This is a genomic window from Sinorhizobium chiapasense, assembly GCF_036488675.1.
GTDB classification, from domain to species: Bacteria; Pseudomonadota; Alphaproteobacteria; order Rhizobiales; family Rhizobiaceae; genus Sinorhizobium; species Sinorhizobium chiapasense.
This window is the reverse complement of the sequence record NZ_CP133151.1, coordinates 392,983-410,209: the sequence shown is the minus strand read 5'-3', so window position 1 is coordinate 410,209 and position 17,227 is coordinate 392,983. Positions and strand designations below refer to the sequence as shown.

Below are 17,227 nucleotides of genomic sequence, written 5' to 3'. Positions count from 1 at the left end.
TATGTCTCTTTCCCATCTTCGGCGACTTGAAGCTGAAGCAATTCACGCCATTCGCGAAGTTGTTGCAACCTTTTCAAATCCGGTTGTACTCTACTCCATTGGAAAAGACTCTTCCGTCCTGTTGCATCTGGCGATGAAGGCGTTTTTTCCATCGAAGCCACCTTTCCCTTTCCTCCATGTGGACACCACATGGAAGTTTCGCGAAATGATCGAATTCCGCGACAGGATGGCGAAGGAGCGCGGCTTCGATCTGCTGGTCCACATCAATCAGGACGGCCTGGACCAGGGCATCGGGCCATTTTCGCACGGGTCGAATGTCCACACGCACGTCATGAAGACGGTTGCCTTGCGGCAGGCGCTCGACAGGTATGGATTTGACGCGGCGCTTGCCGGTGCCCGGCGCGACGAGGAGAAGTCGCGCGCCAAGGAACGCATATTTTCGATCCGCAATGGCCAGCACGGTTGGGATCCGAAACACCAACGTCCCGAGCTTTGGAAAACCTACAATACGCGCATTCGTCCGGGCGAGACGATGCGGGTGTTTCCGCTTTCGAATTGGACCGAATTCGACATCTGGCAATACATCATGACGGAGGACGTACCGATCGTGCCGCTTTATTTTGCGGCGAAACGCCCGGTCGTTGAGCGTGATGGCATGCTGATCATGGTCGACGACGATCGCATGCCTCTTCAGCCGGAGGAAAGCGTGAGCGAACGGCTTGTGCGCTTCCGCACGCTCGGCTGCTATCCGCTGACGGGCGCGATCGAGTCGGAAGCTGCGACCGTCGCCGACATATTGCGCGAAATGCTGACGACACGGACCTCCGAGCGACAGAGCCGTCTCATAGACCGGGACGAGGCCGGTGCCATGGAGAAAAAGAAGCGGGAGGGCTACTTCTGATGTCCTATCTTCCTTCTCTTGCGCCGCTCGATATTGCGGCGCACCTGGCCGATCAGGACAACAAGTCGATCCTTCGATTTATAACCTGCGGTTCGGTGGATGACGGCAAGTCGACATTGATCGGCAGGCTGCTTTTCGATGCGAAGCTGGTCTATGAGGACCAGCTTGCCAATCTGGGGCGCGTCGGCGCGCAGCGCAGCGCGAATGGCGACGACATCGATCTCGCCCTTCTGTTGGACGGCCTCGAGGCCGAGCGCGAACAGGGCATCACCATCGATGTGGCCTATCGTTATTTCTCGACCTCGAAGCGCAAGTTCATCGTCGCGGACACTCCCGGGCACGAAGAATATACGCGCAACATGGTTACCGGGGCCTCGACCGCGGCTCTCGCGGTGCTCCTCATCGACAGCCGTCAGGGGGTTCTCCCGCAAACACGACGCCACTCCTACATTGCGTCGCTGCTCGGCATCCGCCATGTCGTGCTGGCAGTGAACAAGATCGACCTCGTCGGCTACAGCCAGACGGTCTTCGAGAGGATCGCGGAAGACTATCTGCGCTTTGCGCGCGAGCTTGGCTTTCAAACCGTCAAGCCGATACCCATCTCGGCACGCTTTGGCGACAACGTCATCGCGAATTCGGAGAAGACGCCCTGGTACCAGGGTGCCGCCCTTCTCGAATATCTCGAAACGATCGATTTCGATCGCCAGGAGGCACAGAAGCCGTTCCGCTTTCCTGTTCAACTGGTCATGCGGCCAGACGCGAACTTCCGGGGATATGCGGGGCAGATTGCGTCCGGCAAGATTTCGGTCGGTGACCAGGTGATCGTCGCCAAATCGGGGCAGCGTACCTCGATCAAGAGCATCGTCACCTATGACGGCGAAGTGCGGAAGGCGGTGGAAGGCGAAGCGGTCACGCTGGTGCTTTCGGACGAGGTCGAGGCTTCCCGCGGCAACATGTTGGCCGCGCCGGGGGCCAGACCCTTCGTCGCTGACCAGTTCCAGGCGCACATGATCTGGTTCGATCCGAGCCCGATGATCCCCGGGCGAAGCTATATCCTGCGCACGGAGACGGACAGCGTGAATGCGACCGTTACCGCGCTGAAGCACCAGGTCAACATCAACAGCTTCGCGCGCGAGGCGGCGAAGTCGCTGCAGATGAACGAAATCGGCGTCTGCAATATCTCGACCCAGGCGCCGATCGTCTTCGACGCATACAAGGATGATCGGACGACGGGCAACTTCATAATCGTCGACCGGATTTCCAATGCGACGGTCGGTGCGGGGATGATCGATTTCCCGCTGCGTCGCGCCGACAACGTCCATTGGCAGGCGACCGACGTCAACAAGGGCGCACGGAGCGCGATTAAGAACCAGCGACCCGCCGTCCTTTGGTTCACCGGGCTCTCCGGTTCCGGAAAGTCGACGATCGCCAATGCTCTCGACAAGGTTCTGCATGCGCGGGGCAAACATACCTATCTGCTCGACGGCGACAATGTGCGCCACGGTCTTAACCGAGACCTTGGCTTCACCGACGAGGACCGGGTGGAAAACATTCGGCGCGTGGCGGAAGTGGCGAAGCTGATGGCCGATGCCGGCCTGATCGTGCTTGTGTCCTTCATTTCTCCGTTCCGCGACGAACGGCGCATGGCGCGCGAACTGATGGAGAAGGGCGAGTTCATCGAGATATTCGTCGATACGCCCCTGGAAGAATGCGCGCGACGCGACCCCAAGGGCCTTTATGAAAAGGCGCTGGCGGGCAAGATTGCGAATTTCACCGGCATTTCTTCGCCCTATGAGGCGCCCGAAAATCCGGAACTTCACCTTCATACGGTCAGCCACGAGCCGATCTCGCTGGCCCTCAAGATCGAGGAATATCTCGACCAGATGATGGAGGAGAAATGACGTCCTTGTGCGAGGTGCTCGAACGCATCGCCATCGATGCCGGCGAGGCGATCCTCGGTGTCTATGATGCCCGTACCAAGGTGTCTTGCAAGGGCGAGGTGGGCCATCGTCTTTGAAGAAATGACGACGGCGTTTCGAGTGCTCCTATCACTGTCACGGAGCCGTAGTTCAGGGCGTGCTCCGATGATACTGGCCGACGAAAGGAACATCCTGATGGAGTCGCGGGAGCTGGTCGAAGAGTGGGTTAGACGCTTCAATAGGTGTGACGCGGTCGCCGTTGCAGAACTGTACCGTGAAGACGCTCTTCACCTTCCGGCAAGGCAGCATTGCGTCGAAGGTCGCTCTGCAATCCAAAAAATGTTTGAGCGGGATTTCGCGGTGGCGGGAATGACCTGCATTCCAGCGGTGATATACGAAATAGGTGCTAGCGTAGTACTCGAATGGCGCGATCCATCGGGCCGGCGAGGATGTGGCGCTTTTGCTGTCCGCGATAGTCGCATCGCCTTTGCCTACTGGCACGAAACGTGCGTCCTTTCGGATGCAAAATCTTCCACTTGAATGAATGCCGAGGATGCCTTTGAAGCCGGCTCCGAAAACGCGGTGGTGCTAACTTATACGCGGGCCGCCATTCTCAGCCAACGCGTGAATTCTAGCTGGGGGTTGCCAAATCGCGTTGGAAAAAACGGGGACGCCAGCCCGGACAAAGACCGCATCGGACCGGCCAGCTCCGAAGGTACGAGCCTTTGTTGAAGAAGGCCGTAGCTATCGGTGGATCGTCCGTGATCTCGCCATCGGTAAGGACACGGTTGCAGACATGGCGACGCGAAGCCGCGGAAGGTAAATGACGAAGACCGGCTCATTGCCGCTGTTCAGTTACATTCGCTATCACCGACAGAAATTGAATACATCTATGGCGTGTACTATATTCAAACGGATCGGCTACGATCTCGGGAACGTCCGATAAGTGATTAACCTCGCCCAGGGCGGATAAAAGGAGAAAAGTGATTGAATGAGGTTTTATGAAGAAGTTTCGATTTGTGAATGAAGCGGCGGCCAAAGATTTTAGGGCGTTGCCCAAGGAAATTCAAAGACAGTTCGGTTTGGATCTAACTGCCGTTCAGCACGGGGGAGTGCCATTCTCAGCCTACAAACACATCCAGAAAAGTGTTGGGCCGGGAGCAATTGAACTGATCGAAAATGGAAGCCCAGCGTATAGGGCGGTCTACTGCGCAAAATTCGAGGATACCGTCTACTTACTCCACGCTTTTACGAAGACGACGAATGGCGTCGATAAGAAAGCGATGAACACGGCGAGCGAGCGCTATAAGGAAATGCTTAGGCAGATCAAGGAGAACAAGGGTGCAGGCCGCTAAGCGGCCTGCACTACTTCGCAAGTCACTCGGTGGTCATCAGCGGCGTAGGACGGCCTCAGCCTTACGTTCACTTTGGCCAACAAGCCTATCAGTTTGTCGGCCGAAAACAGGTCAATTTTACCGCGCATGAGTTCACTCACTCGGGGCTGCGGGACATCGAGCGCAGCGGCGATTTCTGCTTGTCTCCAACCGCGGTCCTCGAAGATTTTCCGCAACGTGATCATCAGATCGGCGCGGAATTGCAAATCGGCAGCTTCTGCCGGATCGTCCGCGATCGCATCGAAAATGCTGTCGTAGGCTAGCTGGGTCATCGAACAAATCCAACTTCATATACAAGATTACGTATATTTATAGGGAGCAATCTTGACGATATCAACATTTAGTTGACAGAAATGCGCCGGGCCAACAGGAAAATTTTCGACTGACCGCCAATTCGAACTGCCCCTTTGCGCGCATTCGGCGTAATTGCCACAATTTTCTTATAGAAAATGTTGCCAAGTATCCCCCTGTGCCAACTGAAAGAAATGCACCTCGCGCGGCGAAGCGTTCTGTTCCGTTACTGCTGACGCGCCCGCAGTCCTTCATTGTCGACAACGCGCCAGGGCAACAGCACCCTGCACAAGACCTTCTCAGTCGACTCGCCGCTCGGCTCTGGAAATCCAGCGCCGTAGCGCTGCACGGTCCTCAGCATCGAGAAGCACTCCCAAAACGGGGTAGTCAGGTTTGAGCACCTGCCGTGCCCGACCTTCTGGAAACAGAGGTAGCAGATATCGGAATGCTGGATTGAAGCGCCGTCTGGTCCAGCCCGTCTCCTCATGAAGGTCGAACCCGCCTGTGATGATCTCCTTGCGCGACTTCAGTTCTTTTTCCATCGATCGCGGTGTCATCCACGAAATGAAGGTCGGCGGCTCCGGCTCGCAACGAAGGCGTTTCAAAACTCGTGCCAACTTGGCCGACCCAGCAGAAGAAAAAACTGTGATTGAATTTCAGCGGATTAGCCTGAGGCCAGACAAGAGCTCGGCGAAATAGGCCGGTATCGCGGACCAACAAAGGCGACAGAACAGTGTCGGATAGTACGGTCGTCAGACGCCAGACCGGCGACACCTTCTTTATCAGTTGTCCTGTCCTGGAATGATGGCAGGCCACCTGACCGTATTGACCCATAGGGGAGGCCTCCTGGTTGGCTCAGGGGTTCACGTTCTTGCTACGTGCCTCTTTCGGGTCTTTGGAACGCACCGCACGAGGAAGATGGCGGAGGTGCGCCATGTTCAATATTCACTTCGTCATCGTGCTCAGGAGCCTACAGTGTCGCTGACAGCGGTGGCTCCAGCTTCATACTGGGCGGGAGACGACAAAGCGCACGCTCTGCCGGTTACACGCGTTGTTAGAACTTCGACAACTGTCAGACATCGCACAAGATGCCATGGGTGCGATCCAGTTGATCTGCAACAATGTTCCCATCGGCACAATGCTTGCTTGCCATTCCGCAAACGCGCTGCCTTTGGATGAGGAACGGCTCGCCAGCATACGGTGGTCGCCGCGACGACGGCGTTAGCCGATGTAACCCCCGACGCTAGCTGTGCCGGCGTGACTGTACCGTCTTTGTGGTGGGGGCAGTGCTCATTCACTAACGGCTTATCTGGTCGATCTTCAGGAAAGGGTCAAATGACACTTCACATCAGGATTCATCGGCAAGAAGATTACGGACGGAATGCGTCGAACTTTGCAAGCTCATTACTGTGCGATGCCACGCAACAGCATCCATATGACGAATTGCTCCAACTGGCCGGCAGCTCGCAACGCAATGCTGCAGCGACGTCGCTTAGCCAAGCAAAAAGTTCAGCGGAGCCTGCGGCAGGCACGGCCCGCGTAATGCGTCGCTTCACGGCATCATTCCCAGTTTTTGTTTTCGGCGCTTTCTGCGCAACTTCGACAGTCGCCGTGGCGGCCGACGAAACGATCTATGCTGCGCCCGACAGCAGCTTCGTACTTGTTGGTGGTGTCGGCTACACTCAGCTCAGGGCCAACGAGCTTGTCTACGACTTAGCTGGCAATCATGTCAGCAAACTGATCTGGGAAAGCGATGCGCCAGTTCTGACGACCGGCTTCAAGGCTGAGCTTGGTAATAGCTGGACCATCGCAGCCAACTCTGTGATCGGGCTCTCGGGCGAGAGCCACATGGAGGATTATGATTGGTATGGTTTTTCGCCGGGCTTCGGTCCGGGGGATTGGGCGTCACGAGACATAAGCCCCGACACCTCGCTTGATCGCTACATCAATCTTGATATTGCAGCCGGTCGCGACTTTGGGATCAACGATGCCACAACCATCAACCTGCACGGCGGCTTCAAGTACACCGACGTGAAATGGACCGCCTATGGCGGCACCTTTATCTATAGCGGTAGGGCCTTCCGAGACAGCCAGGAAATTTTCGAGCCCGGCAAAGGCATCATCAGCTACGAACAGCGTTATCCGGGGGTTTTCCTCGGCGCCGAAGTAATCACTAGACTCGGCGATTGGACTCTCTCCGGTCTGCTACGCGGTGGCCTCGGGATCGATGAAAGTGAGATCGACGACCACTGGCTGCGCACAATGCATAGCAAAGGCGAATTCGGTACGGAGCCTTTCGTCTCGTTCGGCGCCAAGGCCAATTATCAAGTGACTGACCGCGTCAACCTCTTCCTGGCCGGCAATTTCGATAAGTATTTTCGCGAGAAAGGCGACATGACGGTGGATAAGTCGAAGGATACCGCGACAGGAATCTACAAGAATTTGGCCGGCATGGACCTCCAGGCCCTTACGATATCGGCCGGCTTCAAACTCACGTTCTGATTCCTGGAACCGGTGCGGCAACTTCGGGTTTGTGGTCAGTTAAGAGGCGAACTGCTCTCACGGGATAGCCAATCCGGCCACGTAGACGAGGCGACTATACAATGATCGGAATGGCTTTGTCCTCGCTGTTGTCAAAGCAGCGGCCTCGGGCGTCAATGAGCGCACCGCCCGCAAGTAGCTGACCCGCTTCAGGCTGTCGCAGTTGGCGGAGCGAGGACAAGAGACAGATGACTCGACAGTCGAAGTACGACGTACCATCACCGACGGCTGCCGGTTCTCGGCGTCCTGTCGCGCGAGACCACGGGACGAGTGCGTAGTCTGCCGCTTCGGCGTCTCAGGCCCTCTCGGCAATGCGTCCTCCACATGACACACGTTTGGTGGTGGCGTGGGCGCAGCCATGTTCGATCTTGATCCAGCGGTTTCGATGCGGCGATACTCATCAGGCCACGCTGCTAGCATCGCCGCTTAGCCATGTTGGCGCGGCGCGGCCGGATAGGCCTTCGCGCACGCAATTTTCCTTCTATTGCGCCGTCTGTCTCAGAGTACCCGTGGCAATTCGCGGGTCGGCGGCATTGACGCGAACCGGGTTGTCCTGCGTGACATAGTCTTCCAGCGCGTCAGGGAGCAGTGTCGCTTGCCACCGTTCAGTTATCTGCACGGCAACGACCGTCGCGAGGTCGAGAGCAGCCGTAGTGCCTTTGACGCAGCGTATTTGGGTATGGTCCCGTTCCGTGCTCAACAGATCGCATAATGTATCAACGGCAACAGCATGACGTGTTCGGCGGGCCCGCGGTTCGATTCCGCTCAAGACCACAGGTTCAAATCCTACCCTCGCAACCAATTTCAACATAACTCGACCGCCATCCGTGTCTAACCGACGGGATATTTTTTTAAGCCGGCAAGTCGCCTGCCGTCACCGTGCCTGTAAGTCCCAAAAGTGCCGTTTGTTGGTCTCGTAGATGTTGGAAACAGCCGAAAGTACGTTGTACGGCTTCGTCCCCATTAGGTCGGAGCCTGCAATAATAGAATTATGTATAATTCTCCGCCTGGTTGCGAATGTATACGCGCAATACATATAGATACTGGAAACCTATCGATAGTCAGGCGTGGCCTGAAGCATCATATGCAGTGAGGAACTCTAACGCCCGGCCCGGCTCGGGCCGAAAAAAATCCACTGGTCTACGATCTCGATTGGGACGAGGACGAACGTCTCGAGGAGTGGCGCGGCGTGCTCGCCCTGATTGGCGACCTGCCGCCAGTGCTGCAGGCGATCGTTGCGCTCGATGCCTGGAACGAGCTCTCCGTGCTGCAACACGCGCCTTGGCTCGGCCGGCTGCTGGCGGCGTCGTTCCTGCGCCAGGCCGGCATCACCACCGCGGCGCATCTCACCACCATCAATTTCGGCCTGAAATGCATTCCCGTCGATCGGCGTCGGCATCGCGATCGCGAGATGCGGTTGCTCGCGATCGCTCAGGGACTGAGCGCGGCTGCCGAGATCGGGCTGAAGAAACATGACCGGTTGGCACTGGCGCGACAGATGATGGAACGGAAGCTCATTGGACGGCGCACCTCGTCAAAATTGCCGGAACTGATCGAGCTGGTCATGACGAAACCGCTCGTTTCGGCCGGGATGGTCGTGAAGACGCTCGAGGTGACGCCGCAGGCGGCGCGGCGAATTGTTTTGGAGCTGGAGCTCAGAGAGATGACGGGGCGGGGGAGGTTCCGGGCATGGGGAATAATCTGACAGCGCGTGTTTTAAAGCGCTTTCGCCTCTGGCGTTCGCTTCCGCGGAAAGCGACCCGAGCCCGTCATGAGAGCTTCACAGCACAAACTTGGAATCCGTAGGCGAAGTTTGAAGACGAGCTAAGCAAACGAGAGTTCTCAGTCGGTCCGATTTTCCAAGCCCAGTTGCACCGTTGATGCCGTAGTCCTACTGAAAAGCATGAGCCGAGATTTGATAGTCGCGAGGCGAGGCTATGAAAGAGATTGAAGTTTTTCGGGACCTGTCTGTGCATGGTGATCGTGAGCAACGCGGGGCACTACGAAATGCGCTCATCGAGGGTGCTGTGGCACCATGGTCGGTTGACCTGGAGCGCTCGGAGGAGATGCGGCTCGCAGGCCTCACTGACGAGGACGTGCTTTTATTCACGTGTGAGCAGAACGCCCACCATCCCGAAGCCGGTCTCACATTCTGGGGGACAGCGGATGGCTACTACGTTCCGAATATTACGCCGCTCAATGTCGGACGCTTGAGTTTCGCACAGTACAATGCGGTTCTTGACGAGTTTCTGCACAATCTCTTGGAGCCAATTGCCGCTCGACACGGCTTCAGCATCAAAACGACTAAAGAAGAGCAGGGGTTAGACGATTGGGTGAACGTGGAGGTCGCATCGGCTCTGCGGCGTTTCTCTGCAGCAGCCAACAAATCAACGGGTGCGGGTCATCCGTCCGATCAACGGCGTTGGTATGCCTTTATCGTGGCCTCGCATTCGCACCGGCGTAAGCTCGATCCGGACCAATTATCCCGGTGGCTGTCTGAAGTGGACGGCTGGGACGAGGACACCGCGCACAGGTTGGCTGGAGACTTTGAGAACGCTCTTTCGCTTTTGCGTTTCTATGACGGCGAGCGATAGCTCCTCATGGGTGCTGCGGTTCGACGTTCGCCGAACATACCGATCCTCTTCATGGACACTTGCTCCATTCTGGATGTAATGCGCGATCCGACGCGCGAGGCGATGCGAAGGCATGACCGAGAAGCGGCCTTGCAGGTTATTGAAGCTGCCGAGACCGGCAACCTTGAGATCATTTTGGCCGCGCAGGTCATCGTCGAGTTCGATGGTCATGACGAAGCAGTCCAGTCGGAAGCAACCAACGCACTACAAAGGTTGATCGCACAGATCGATCAGGCCAACGCGCTCTCTGGCGTCTACGGGCGGCACAAGGCTGTCGATCTGTCGCACCTTGCGGACATGACACAACGGTCGCGCGCCATTGTCGAGCGGCTGTTGAGTATCGGCAGTGTTATTGATGCCCATCCTGAAATTGCCTCGCGAGCATTTGCGCGAAGTAACATCGCGCGAGCGCCCGCGCGACGTGGGAAGGAGTCGACAAAGGATTGCTTTGTCTTTGAGTCCTATCTGCAGATCGGACGAGATCTCCGCGGCGCTGGTCACAAGGGTGCCGTTGTCTTTGTGTCTTCCAACACGCAGGAGTATCAAACAGAAAGCCGTTTAGTGAAGCCGGAGATTATCGAAGATTTGGACACGATAACAGCAAGCTATGCGCCAAATATGAGCGCCGCGCGACGGTTCCTGGGGTTGTAGAGCTAATCTGGGAGCATACGGGCAGTCCCAGCACAGGGGTGCTTTGCGCCGCTTCGGCGAATATTGTCGCGCATGTTGCTACTCATAGTTCGCGAGAGGCGAAAGACCCAGCGCGTAGAGCAGTTCCTTCGGTGCCACGTAGTTGATGCCCGTCACGCCGCCGGAGCGCGTGAAGCGGTCGATGAGGTGAAAAGCCTCGTCATGGTCCGCATCGACCGTCTCAGGTTGCCAAAGTTTCTGGTAGATGTAGCGTGACACGAAGCCAGCGATGACGTCCGCGGCTTGTATGCCCAGCGAATCCTTGGAGTTTTGAAACGCCAGGCTCGGCGAAAACTGGAAATTGTAGTCGGCCGTGCGCAGTTTCACCCGCGAAAGGTCATCGCGCAGGCTCTCTGCAAGCGCTTTGTTTGCCTCGATGATCTCGTCGAAATGGACCTGTTCGTCGTGAATGAAGGTCACATTTCCCATGTTTCCCCCGACGTGACGATTGATGCGACCATATATAGTCGTGAACGACGAGATATTGGGCAAGAGCCAGATTCTCGCGTCCCGCTTGCTAAGATCGGGGATAGGGAGAACATTCCTGACAGCTTCGTAGGGATGCAGCTTCTCGAAGATCTTCAGGCTGGCTCGACTCGAGCGTTCGATTCCGTCTGCAATATCGCGATCCCGCTGGGAGCGATGGCTCCACCATATCAAGCGCTGGAAGACTTTGCGACAATCCGGACGGTTTTGGGATTGGCAAGCTTTCGCATAAAGCGGGCCGAGATCATCTGGTGCGTAAAGAGCGATATAATCCGCCATCGTATTTTTAACGAAGTGCGCGCCGCGTGATGGCTCGGTCCCTGAGAGATGCAAGGTGACAAGCCGCTCGACGATAGTTGCCATCACCAGGTAGTGCTTGTCGACAAGTTCGATAAAAACAGGCCATTCTCGCGAGTGCAGAAACCGAGCGATATCAGACACAAACTTCGGCTTAGCTTTCGTTCGTGTCGATTTCAGCTCCGTTCCCTGTAGCCTGTGGAGAGACTTCAGCCGTTCGACTTCATAGTCGAGCGCATCGATGTCATCGATACCGATGCAGGCCAGGGAAAACATCCGTTGGCCACCGAAAGAAGGGTATGCTCCGACCTTGCAGAGATCCCCGGTGTTGCCGCTTTCATCAAAGTAGAAGTTCCCAGTCACCGGTCGAACGATCTGTTTGTGTGTCCAGCCGGCGAGCATCTGACGACGATCGCGGAAATATTGTCCTCCCCGCCAGCGCGCAGGGAACTGTCGACAAGCGTCATCGCATCTGCCGGGCCCGATCGGCCTATGCTCGCGATTTCTTCCGAAGACACGAAATCTGTCACGCCATCAGAGCAGAGGATCATGGACCAGTCTCCCGTCGGCAGGCCGGTACGGTGGACGTGAGGGATAACCCGCGTTCGAGTTGAGATCCCGCCAAGGGCCTGAGTGATCGCCCCCGTTCGCCGCGGCGCGGTCGATGGATGAGGCGGAACATCGTCATGGGTGATTTGACGCAGGCCGCTTTCGTCGATCAGGTAGCCGCGACTGTCACCGACATTGATAAACGTCAGCGATCGTGCAGTTACGATCGCAATGACGATTGTCGTCCCCATCCCCATCAGGGCTGGTGTCTCCAACATCTGGTGATGCAGTCCGCGGCTGATTGAATTGAGCAGCTCCGACACCGAGGCATCGTCACCGAAGTCTACCTCCTCGAGCTTGGCCAAAATCTGCGTTACGGCATAACGGCTCGCGACCTCGCCGGCCTTATGTCCACCCAAACCGTCAGCGATTGCGAGGACGACAGCGTCCGACGCTACCACCAAATCTGTGGTCAGCTGATCGAAATCGCCCCCTCCGATGCGATGATCGACAAGAAAGCTGTCTTCATTGCCATTTCGGGCGTAGCCCCTATGGGTCGCGGCGGAGATGGACAGTTTTGCGATATCAGACGACAAGCGGCACTCCACTACCCAGCTTTTGACGCACAAGGTCTACAATATCGGGATCGCTCGTCACATAGGCTGTCTGGACGCGAAAGTGGGGTCGACGGTCCACTGGTTTTACGATTGAGCCCGCCGCAATGATCGCAAGCCTGCGGTCTCTCACAACGACGGATAGTCCGTGAAGCTCCGATCCTCGCTCCGCCAGCGTCATCCGACGGTTGAGGTTCGCAAGCGACCAGAGTTCTACGCCTGGCTCGAACGTTCCCTTCTCGCCGATCGGCATCGGATCTATCGGGTCATTCGTTCTAATTTCAACAACCGCGCGCTCGGCCACTTTTCCGAGCTGGCCGACGACTTGTCTGGTCATGCCCTCCTGTTCGACCGCGTCAATGCTGAAAATCAACTCGCTCTCGGTATGCTCGAGCGCGTCTCGAAGCAGGGTCGCTAGCTCGGAGGGACTAACTGAGCGGAGCGGTAATCCGTCAAGCTGCGCCCTCGAGGCGGCAATCTGCCGATCAAGATCTTCCACCGTCTGAAGGTGGTGGGCCTTGAGCTTGTCGCGGCTGCGACGCTTCCGTTCATGCATCTCGACCAGCTCGGTTCTCTCTCTGCCGAGCTCTCTCATCCTCCACTGAACAGCCTCTGCCTGATCATCGGCGACCTTCGACCAAGCGCTGGCCCCGAGAAACGCCCTGATGCGACTGGTGTCCTCTGACCAGCTTCCCTTGATAAACCCTGCCTTTTTCAATCCACCGGTTCTGGAAAACTCGATTTCATGACGCTCACTCAACTTGTCATCGACAATAACTCCCAGTTCCATCTCGCCGGAGAGGCGATTGCGGAAGAGGAGACCTGTGGCCGGCCGGAACATCATCTGGTGACGTAAAATGCGTCGTAAGCCCAGGATTTGCTTTTGGAATTCCTTCCCCCCAATCCTTCGAACCACCTGGCCAAGCGTATTGATGGACAGCGCCTGCAAACTGGGAGGATCTAAAGATGCCGCGGGTAGAAGTAAGGTTCCATCCTGCCGCGCTTCTTTCGCACTCTCGACCTGCGCATCGGTGAGCTTGACGGGGGATTGGAAAAGAAGGTCATAGTCGAATACCAGGGTCTCATCCTGCGGCCTGCTCTGCCCGCTCTCCAGCCGTTCCTTTCCCAGATCGGTCAGGCGATATCTGATTTTTGTCAGCGGATCGGTTGTTTCGGAGACGAGCTGCTCGAACAGAAGCCGTGTCAGGCTTTCCTCGACGTGTCTGGCTGCCAAACCCAGCATCGCTGCGATTTCGATTGCTGCCGCATCCTCGATCATGAGCGACTTCAAGATGAATTCCTGGATGGTCGGTAGGTTTTGCCGGCGGAGCGTTATCGCTTCCACGGTAAGACGGAAGACGGGAAGCCCGCATTTCTTCACATCGATCAAGTCGAAGCCCGGACGGAGACCAAATTCACGAACTACGCGTTGAGTGGAAATCATTGCAGCGGCCCCAGATGGCACTTGCCGGAATGAGCCTCCACCCAGTCGATCACTTTCCGAAAGGGATTCGGTGCTTTGGCGGTCTGGCAGAACAAATGATCGCCGACGATGATCAGGGCGGATTTGGCGCGCGACAATGCCACGTTCAGCCGCGGCTTTTCCCGAAGGAAGCCGAACTGTTTCCGGAGATTTGATCGCACGACAGAATAAATGCAGACGTCCGCCTGCTTACCTTGGAAGGCGTCGACAGTATTGCAGACGATGCTCAGGTTCGGCCAATCTGCACTATTCTTCCTCGTCATCAGGTTCAGCCGGCCGACCTGACGGGAATAGCCGGCGATGACGGCGACGGTGATCTTGGCACCGCTTTGCTCCGTGGTGGCCTGGAGGTCGTCAAGGATCCGCTTGATCCACTGGGCTTCAAGCGCGTTATCGAACGTGCTCGCATGACGCTGCTCTTCGCGCCTCTTTTCTCCAGACGTCGTGTACCAGGTCACGGGTGCTGGTAGCTTCGCAGAAAAATCCAGTCCATGCGATTCAATCGGGCTCTTGAGCTTGCCTTCATAAAAGCAGTGGCTGACGAGCTCACCGATTGGCGCAACCATCCGATGCTGAACGCGCATCTCCGCTCGGCTTGCCGCTGGCAAAGCCGTCGGCCCCTTCAAGAAGCGATCCAAGATCGTCGGACGTATATCCTCTTCCTCGTCAAACTGTTCAAGCAACTCGTCTCCGAAATCTTCGAAGAACGGCGGCAGTTGCTCCGGATCGCCCACGACGATCCACCTCTTGCTCTTCGACATCGGGATAAGAATCTCGGTAGCAGTCGCCTTGGATGCCTCGTCGACGATGCACAGGTCGAACTGGACATCTTCGATACCCCGAACGCCGGCGACACCGACACAAGTTCCTGCGATCACACGAGCATCATTTACTACAGCCGCGTTGAAATCGCCTGTTCTTCCGACCTTCAGCAGCCATCCCTCCAAAAGTTTGAGCCGGTCCTTGCACGACACTATTGCCGGCGACCCCTGGAGGTAGAGGTCCTGCCATTCTCTAAGCTCCTCGGGATCGCGGATGTCTGCGATACCCGGACCCATATCAACCGAGGATCGAAGTTGTTCACGGACAGCTCGTTCTTCGGTGCGCAACGCTCGCCTAGTGTTTTTAAGAAGCGTGATCTCATCGCCCAGAACGACGGTTTTTTCTTCGAGCTCATGATCGATTTCGTCACGACGATGACGCCCTTCAGAAACCTCCTCGGCCGAATCTATTAGGCGCTCCGCGTCTTCAAGCAGAAGGTCCACCTCCTGGCGCCGCTCGATCGTCTGTACGAGCCTTTCGACGAGCATGCCGAGCTGGACTAGGTCACGGTCGACGCCTTGGGCAACAGCCCATTCGGTCAGGTTCTGCTGCGCTTTGCCTCTTACCTGCTCCGCCCAGGAGTTCACCTTTTCTTCAAGCAGGAGACGCTTGGAAAAATCGCTAATCCGCTCGTCATCGGGCCGTCCAATCCGGACAATCTCCTCGCCGTCGCCAACCAATCTGGCGATACGTTCAATGGCCTCATCGAGTGCCGTGTGAGTTTGCGAGGAAAGCAAAATTCGCTTTCCCGGATGCATATCCAACCATCGAACTACGATTTCGGAAATGAGATCTGTCTTGCCGGTGCCTGGTGGGCCAGCGATCGCAAGCACCTCGGTCGTGCCGAGCGCCTGTTTCAAAACAGCAAGCTTTTCTCCCTCGAGCTTTGACGCTGAGAAATGCTTCTGATCGACAATGTTCGGCGGTTTGGCTTGCGACGGATCAAGCAGGATGGCCTTCAGCCGTTCATTCGCCGCGCGACCATACATGATCCCGTCCACAGCATTGTTCTGATTTGCTAGCGACCGCTCCGCTGCCACCGTGTTTAGAAGCAGTTCGCCGCGGCGTGGGATGAGATCAGGTATGCCACTCTGAACCTCAAAAACGACCTGATCCAAGACTACTTTTTGCACAGTGCCGAAGACATGACGCCCGGCGACCCGAACGAGGCGCTCCTCTCCGACGCTGTCGGCGGACGCCGCGCTATCGAGGATGAAGGTGACCTTGTTTCCGTCGATTTTTCGGCTGGTGAAATGCATTACCGCCGATCGCTCGATCTCGAAGCGGACGCGATCCCGCAGGTATCCTTTCCAGGCTTTGAAGATCCTTTCGCTTCGTGCCGCCTGCCGTTCCTGACTTCGGCGGTCCTCGTGATCGGAAACGCGCTGCCAGATCTCCGCCAATATACTGGCCGCGACAAGCGTATCCATCGCAGGTGTGAATGAAAATTGAAGCGGAAGACGTAAGGTGTGCTCGCGCTTCGAAGCAGCGGCGGCGACGTCCAGCTCGCGGCATTCATAGATCTCGATCGTGTCCTTGTCCCGCCCGACGATGCGCCCGCGAAAACGCCATGACGATCCGAATATGTCGATGCTGGCCTTGGATGGGTCCTGGTCACCGTGTCGATGCAATGCCAGCCCATGAACGTCGTGGAGCTCTTCGAGGATAAAGTTCCGAACGGCGGCACCATCGTCAAACAACGTCTCTTCAGCCAACCGCTCTTCCGCCATCGGCGTCAGATCCAGGAAGCACGGATATTTATAGCCAATATCCTCGGCTCGGCGTGCTTCCACAGCCTCGATCTCGAGTCTCAGCTGCTTTGCATCTAGTGGTCGTTTTCGCCGATCCTCTGAAAGGGCTCTTTCAAGAACGTCTCTGATGCCGTCGGGAACCGCTGCCTCGTGCAGCGCGACACCCAGATCGGCGTCACCTTCGATTATTCGTCCGACGAGGCAATACACTGCAACCGCCGCGAAGCCGAAACAGTCACGCCCATAGGTATGAACGCCATCATCGGCCTCAAGAGGAGAGAAACCGGGTGTCCGTGCATCAACGAATGTCTTGCCGGCGACCGGCATCCAGGGATCGCGACCGAACACTTTCGATATCCCGTAATCCGTGATCTTCGGCACCTCCTTGTCCGTCATCATGATATTGCGGGGGTTCAGATCGCGATGGGCGATCTGATGTCGTGTCTGTGCAAATTCAAGCGCGTCCAGAACCGGTTTGCCAATGGTGGTGTAGAACCTGTTCCAGGGGATGGCACCTTTCCTGAGAACATAGGCCTCGATCGTCTCCTCTAGCCACTCAAGAGCGAGGTACCACCGACCTTCAGCATCCTGCTCGACTTTAACGAGAGAAACGATGTTTGGGTGTTCGAGCTTCTCGAGTGCATCCGCTTCTCGCTGAAAGGACGTCTTCTGGCGCTCCGCATCACCTTGGAGGAGCATGCGTTTGATCGCTACGTGCTTCCCGTTCGTAACATCGTACGATTTCTGGATGGATCCCATCCCGCCTTCACGCCGTTCATCTGCCAACACAAAGCGATTGCTCAGTATTATCGGGGCGGAAATCAATTCTGCGGTCACTGACTTGTCCGAAGAGCTC

At 56.7% G+C, this 17,227-nt stretch carries 14 protein-coding genes and 1 pseudogene; 8 read left to right on the top strand and 7 right to left on the bottom strand.

The features are described 5' to 3' along the window. Position 1: 1 nt before the first annotated feature. From cysD to RB548_RS24605, 4 genes are all read left to right on the top strand, one after another. Positions 2-901 carry a sulfate adenylyltransferase subunit CysD gene (gene cysD, locus RB548_RS24620; protein ID WP_331375569.1) on the top strand — a complete coding sequence of 300 codons (900 nt, stop codon included), beginning with the start codon at positions 2-4 and terminating at the stop codon, positions 899-901. Further along, positions 901-2,802 (top strand): bifunctional sulfate adenylyltransferase/adenylyl-sulfate kinase NodQ, encoded by a 1,902-nt coding sequence (nodQ, locus tag RB548_RS24615; RefSeq protein WP_331375567.1) that lies wholly within the window; start codon positions 901-903, stop codon positions 2,800-2,802. The genes cysD and nodQ overlap by 1 nt, the downstream gene beginning before the upstream one ends. A gap of 183 nt (positions 2,803-2,985) precedes the next feature. Then, positions 2,986-3,360, top strand: a complete 375-nt coding sequence (locus RB548_RS24610; RefSeq protein ID WP_331375566.1) for a YybH family protein — start codon at positions 2,986-2,988, stop codon at positions 3,358-3,360. A gap of 461 nt (positions 3,361-3,821) precedes the next feature. Then, positions 3,822-4,175, top strand: coding sequence for a type II toxin-antitoxin system RelE/ParE family toxin (locus RB548_RS24605; protein WP_331375565.1), 354 nt, complete (start codon positions 3,822-3,824; stop codon positions 4,173-4,175). Here RB548_RS24605 and RB548_RS24600 read toward each other — a convergent pair. Next, complete coding sequence (locus tag RB548_RS24600) at positions 4,172-4,486, bottom strand: helix-turn-helix domain-containing protein (protein WP_331375564.1); 315 nt, start codon at positions 4,484-4,486, stop codon at positions 4,172-4,174. The genes RB548_RS24605 and RB548_RS24600 overlap by 4 nt on opposite strands. A 502-nt stretch (positions 4,487-4,988) precedes the next feature. Next, positions 4,989-5,339 (bottom strand): hypothetical protein, encoded by a 351-nt coding sequence (locus RB548_RS24595; protein ID WP_331375563.1) that lies wholly within the window; start codon positions 5,337-5,339, stop codon positions 4,989-4,991. A gap of 501 nt (positions 5,340-5,840) precedes the next feature. Here RB548_RS24595 and RB548_RS24590 point away from each other — a divergent pair. Next, positions 5,841-7,007: an omptin family outer membrane protease gene (locus RB548_RS24590; protein WP_331375562.1), complete on the top strand. Its 1,167-nt coding sequence runs from the start codon at positions 5,841-5,843 to the stop codon at positions 7,005-7,007. Between the two features lie 520 nt (positions 7,008-7,527). Here the strand turns inward: RB548_RS24590 and RB548_RS24585 are convergent. Continuing rightward, positions 7,528-7,746, bottom strand: coding sequence for a hypothetical protein (locus RB548_RS24585; protein WP_331375561.1), 219 nt, complete (start codon positions 7,744-7,746; stop codon positions 7,528-7,530). A gap of 411 nt (positions 7,747-8,157) precedes the next feature. On the opposite strand from RB548_RS24585, the pseudogene RB548_RS24580 reads away from it, so the two are divergent. The 3 genes and pseudogenes from RB548_RS24580 to RB548_RS24570 all read left to right on the top strand — a co-directional run. Next, positions 8,158-8,751, top strand: a pseudogene (locus RB548_RS24580) (RHE_PE00001 family protein); the annotation flags it as partial. Between the two features lie 232 nt (positions 8,752-8,983). Then, entirely contained in the window at positions 8,984-9,640 is a 657-nt protein-coding gene (locus tag RB548_RS24575) for a hypothetical protein (RefSeq protein WP_331375560.1), read from the top strand. A 6-nt stretch (positions 9,641-9,646) separates the two neighbouring features. Further along, a complete protein-coding gene (locus tag RB548_RS24570) occupies positions 9,647-10,330 on the top strand; it encodes a PIN domain-containing protein (RefSeq protein WP_331375559.1) in 684 nt (227 codons plus the stop codon). A gap of 78 nt (positions 10,331-10,408) precedes the next feature. Here RB548_RS24570 and RB548_RS24565 read toward each other — a convergent pair whose 3' ends face one another. Genes RB548_RS24565 through RB548_RS24550 form a run of 4 tightly spaced genes read right to left on the bottom strand, consistent with a single transcriptional unit; the run spans position 10,409 to position 17,208 of the window. Beyond that, positions 10,409-11,554, bottom strand: coding sequence for a DUF3800 domain-containing protein (locus tag RB548_RS24565; RefSeq protein ID WP_331375558.1), 1,146 nt, complete (start codon positions 11,552-11,554; stop codon positions 10,409-10,411). Then, positions 11,512-12,330 (bottom strand): PP2C family protein-serine/threonine phosphatase, encoded by an 819-nt coding sequence (locus tag RB548_RS24560; RefSeq protein WP_331375557.1) that lies wholly within the window; start codon positions 12,328-12,330, stop codon positions 11,512-11,514. The genes RB548_RS24565 and RB548_RS24560 overlap by 43 nt, the downstream gene beginning before the upstream one ends. Further along, positions 12,287-13,759 carry a hypothetical protein gene (locus RB548_RS24555; RefSeq protein WP_331375556.1) on the bottom strand — a complete coding sequence of 491 codons (1,473 nt, stop codon included), beginning with the start codon at positions 13,757-13,759 and terminating at the stop codon, positions 12,287-12,289. Before RB548_RS24555 ends, RB548_RS24560 begins: the two co-directional genes overlap by 44 nt. Then, positions 13,756-17,208 carry an AAA domain-containing protein gene (locus RB548_RS24550; RefSeq protein ID WP_331375555.1) on the bottom strand — a complete coding sequence of 1,151 codons (3,453 nt, stop codon included), beginning with the start codon at positions 17,206-17,208 and terminating at the stop codon, positions 13,756-13,758. Before RB548_RS24550 ends, RB548_RS24555 begins: the two co-directional genes overlap by 4 nt. Between the last annotated feature and the right edge of the window lie 19 nt (positions 17,209-17,227).

Excerpts from the sequence above, each read along its gene's own strand:
- cysD (WP_331375569.1), top strand. The coding sequence starts at position 2 with ATGTCTCTTTCCCATCTTCGGCGACTTGAAGCTGAAGCAATTCACGCC.
- nodQ (WP_331375567.1), top strand. The coding sequence starts at position 901 with ATGTCCTATCTTCCTTCTCTTGCGCCGCTCGATATTGCGGCGCACCTG.
- RB548_RS24610 (WP_331375566.1), top strand. The coding sequence starts at position 2,986 with ATGATACTGGCCGACGAAAGGAACATCCTGATGGAGTCGCGGGAGCTG.
- RB548_RS24605 (WP_331375565.1), top strand. The coding sequence starts at position 3,822 with ATGAAGAAGTTTCGATTTGTGAATGAAGCGGCGGCCAAAGATTTTAGG.
- RB548_RS24600 (WP_331375564.1), bottom strand. The coding sequence starts at position 4,486 with ATGACCCAGCTAGCCTACGACAGCATTTTCGATGCGATCGCGGACGAT.
- RB548_RS24595 (WP_331375563.1), bottom strand. The coding sequence starts at position 5,339 with ATGGGTCAATACGGTCAGGTGGCCTGCCATCATTCCAGGACAGGACAA.
- RB548_RS24590 (WP_331375562.1), top strand. The coding sequence starts at position 5,841 with ATGACACTTCACATCAGGATTCATCGGCAAGAAGATTACGGACGGAAT.
- RB548_RS24575 (WP_331375560.1), top strand. The coding sequence starts at position 8,984 with ATGAAAGAGATTGAAGTTTTTCGGGACCTGTCTGTGCATGGTGATCGT.
- RB548_RS24570 (WP_331375559.1), top strand. The coding sequence starts at position 9,647 with ATGGGTGCTGCGGTTCGACGTTCGCCGAACATACCGATCCTCTTCATG.
- RB548_RS24565 (WP_331375558.1), bottom strand. The coding sequence starts at position 11,554 with ATGCTCGCCGGCTGGACACACAAACAGATCGTTCGACCGGTGACTGGG.
- RB548_RS24555 (WP_331375556.1), bottom strand. The coding sequence starts at position 13,759 with ATGATTTCCACTCAACGCGTAGTTCGTGAATTTGGTCTCCGTCCGGGC.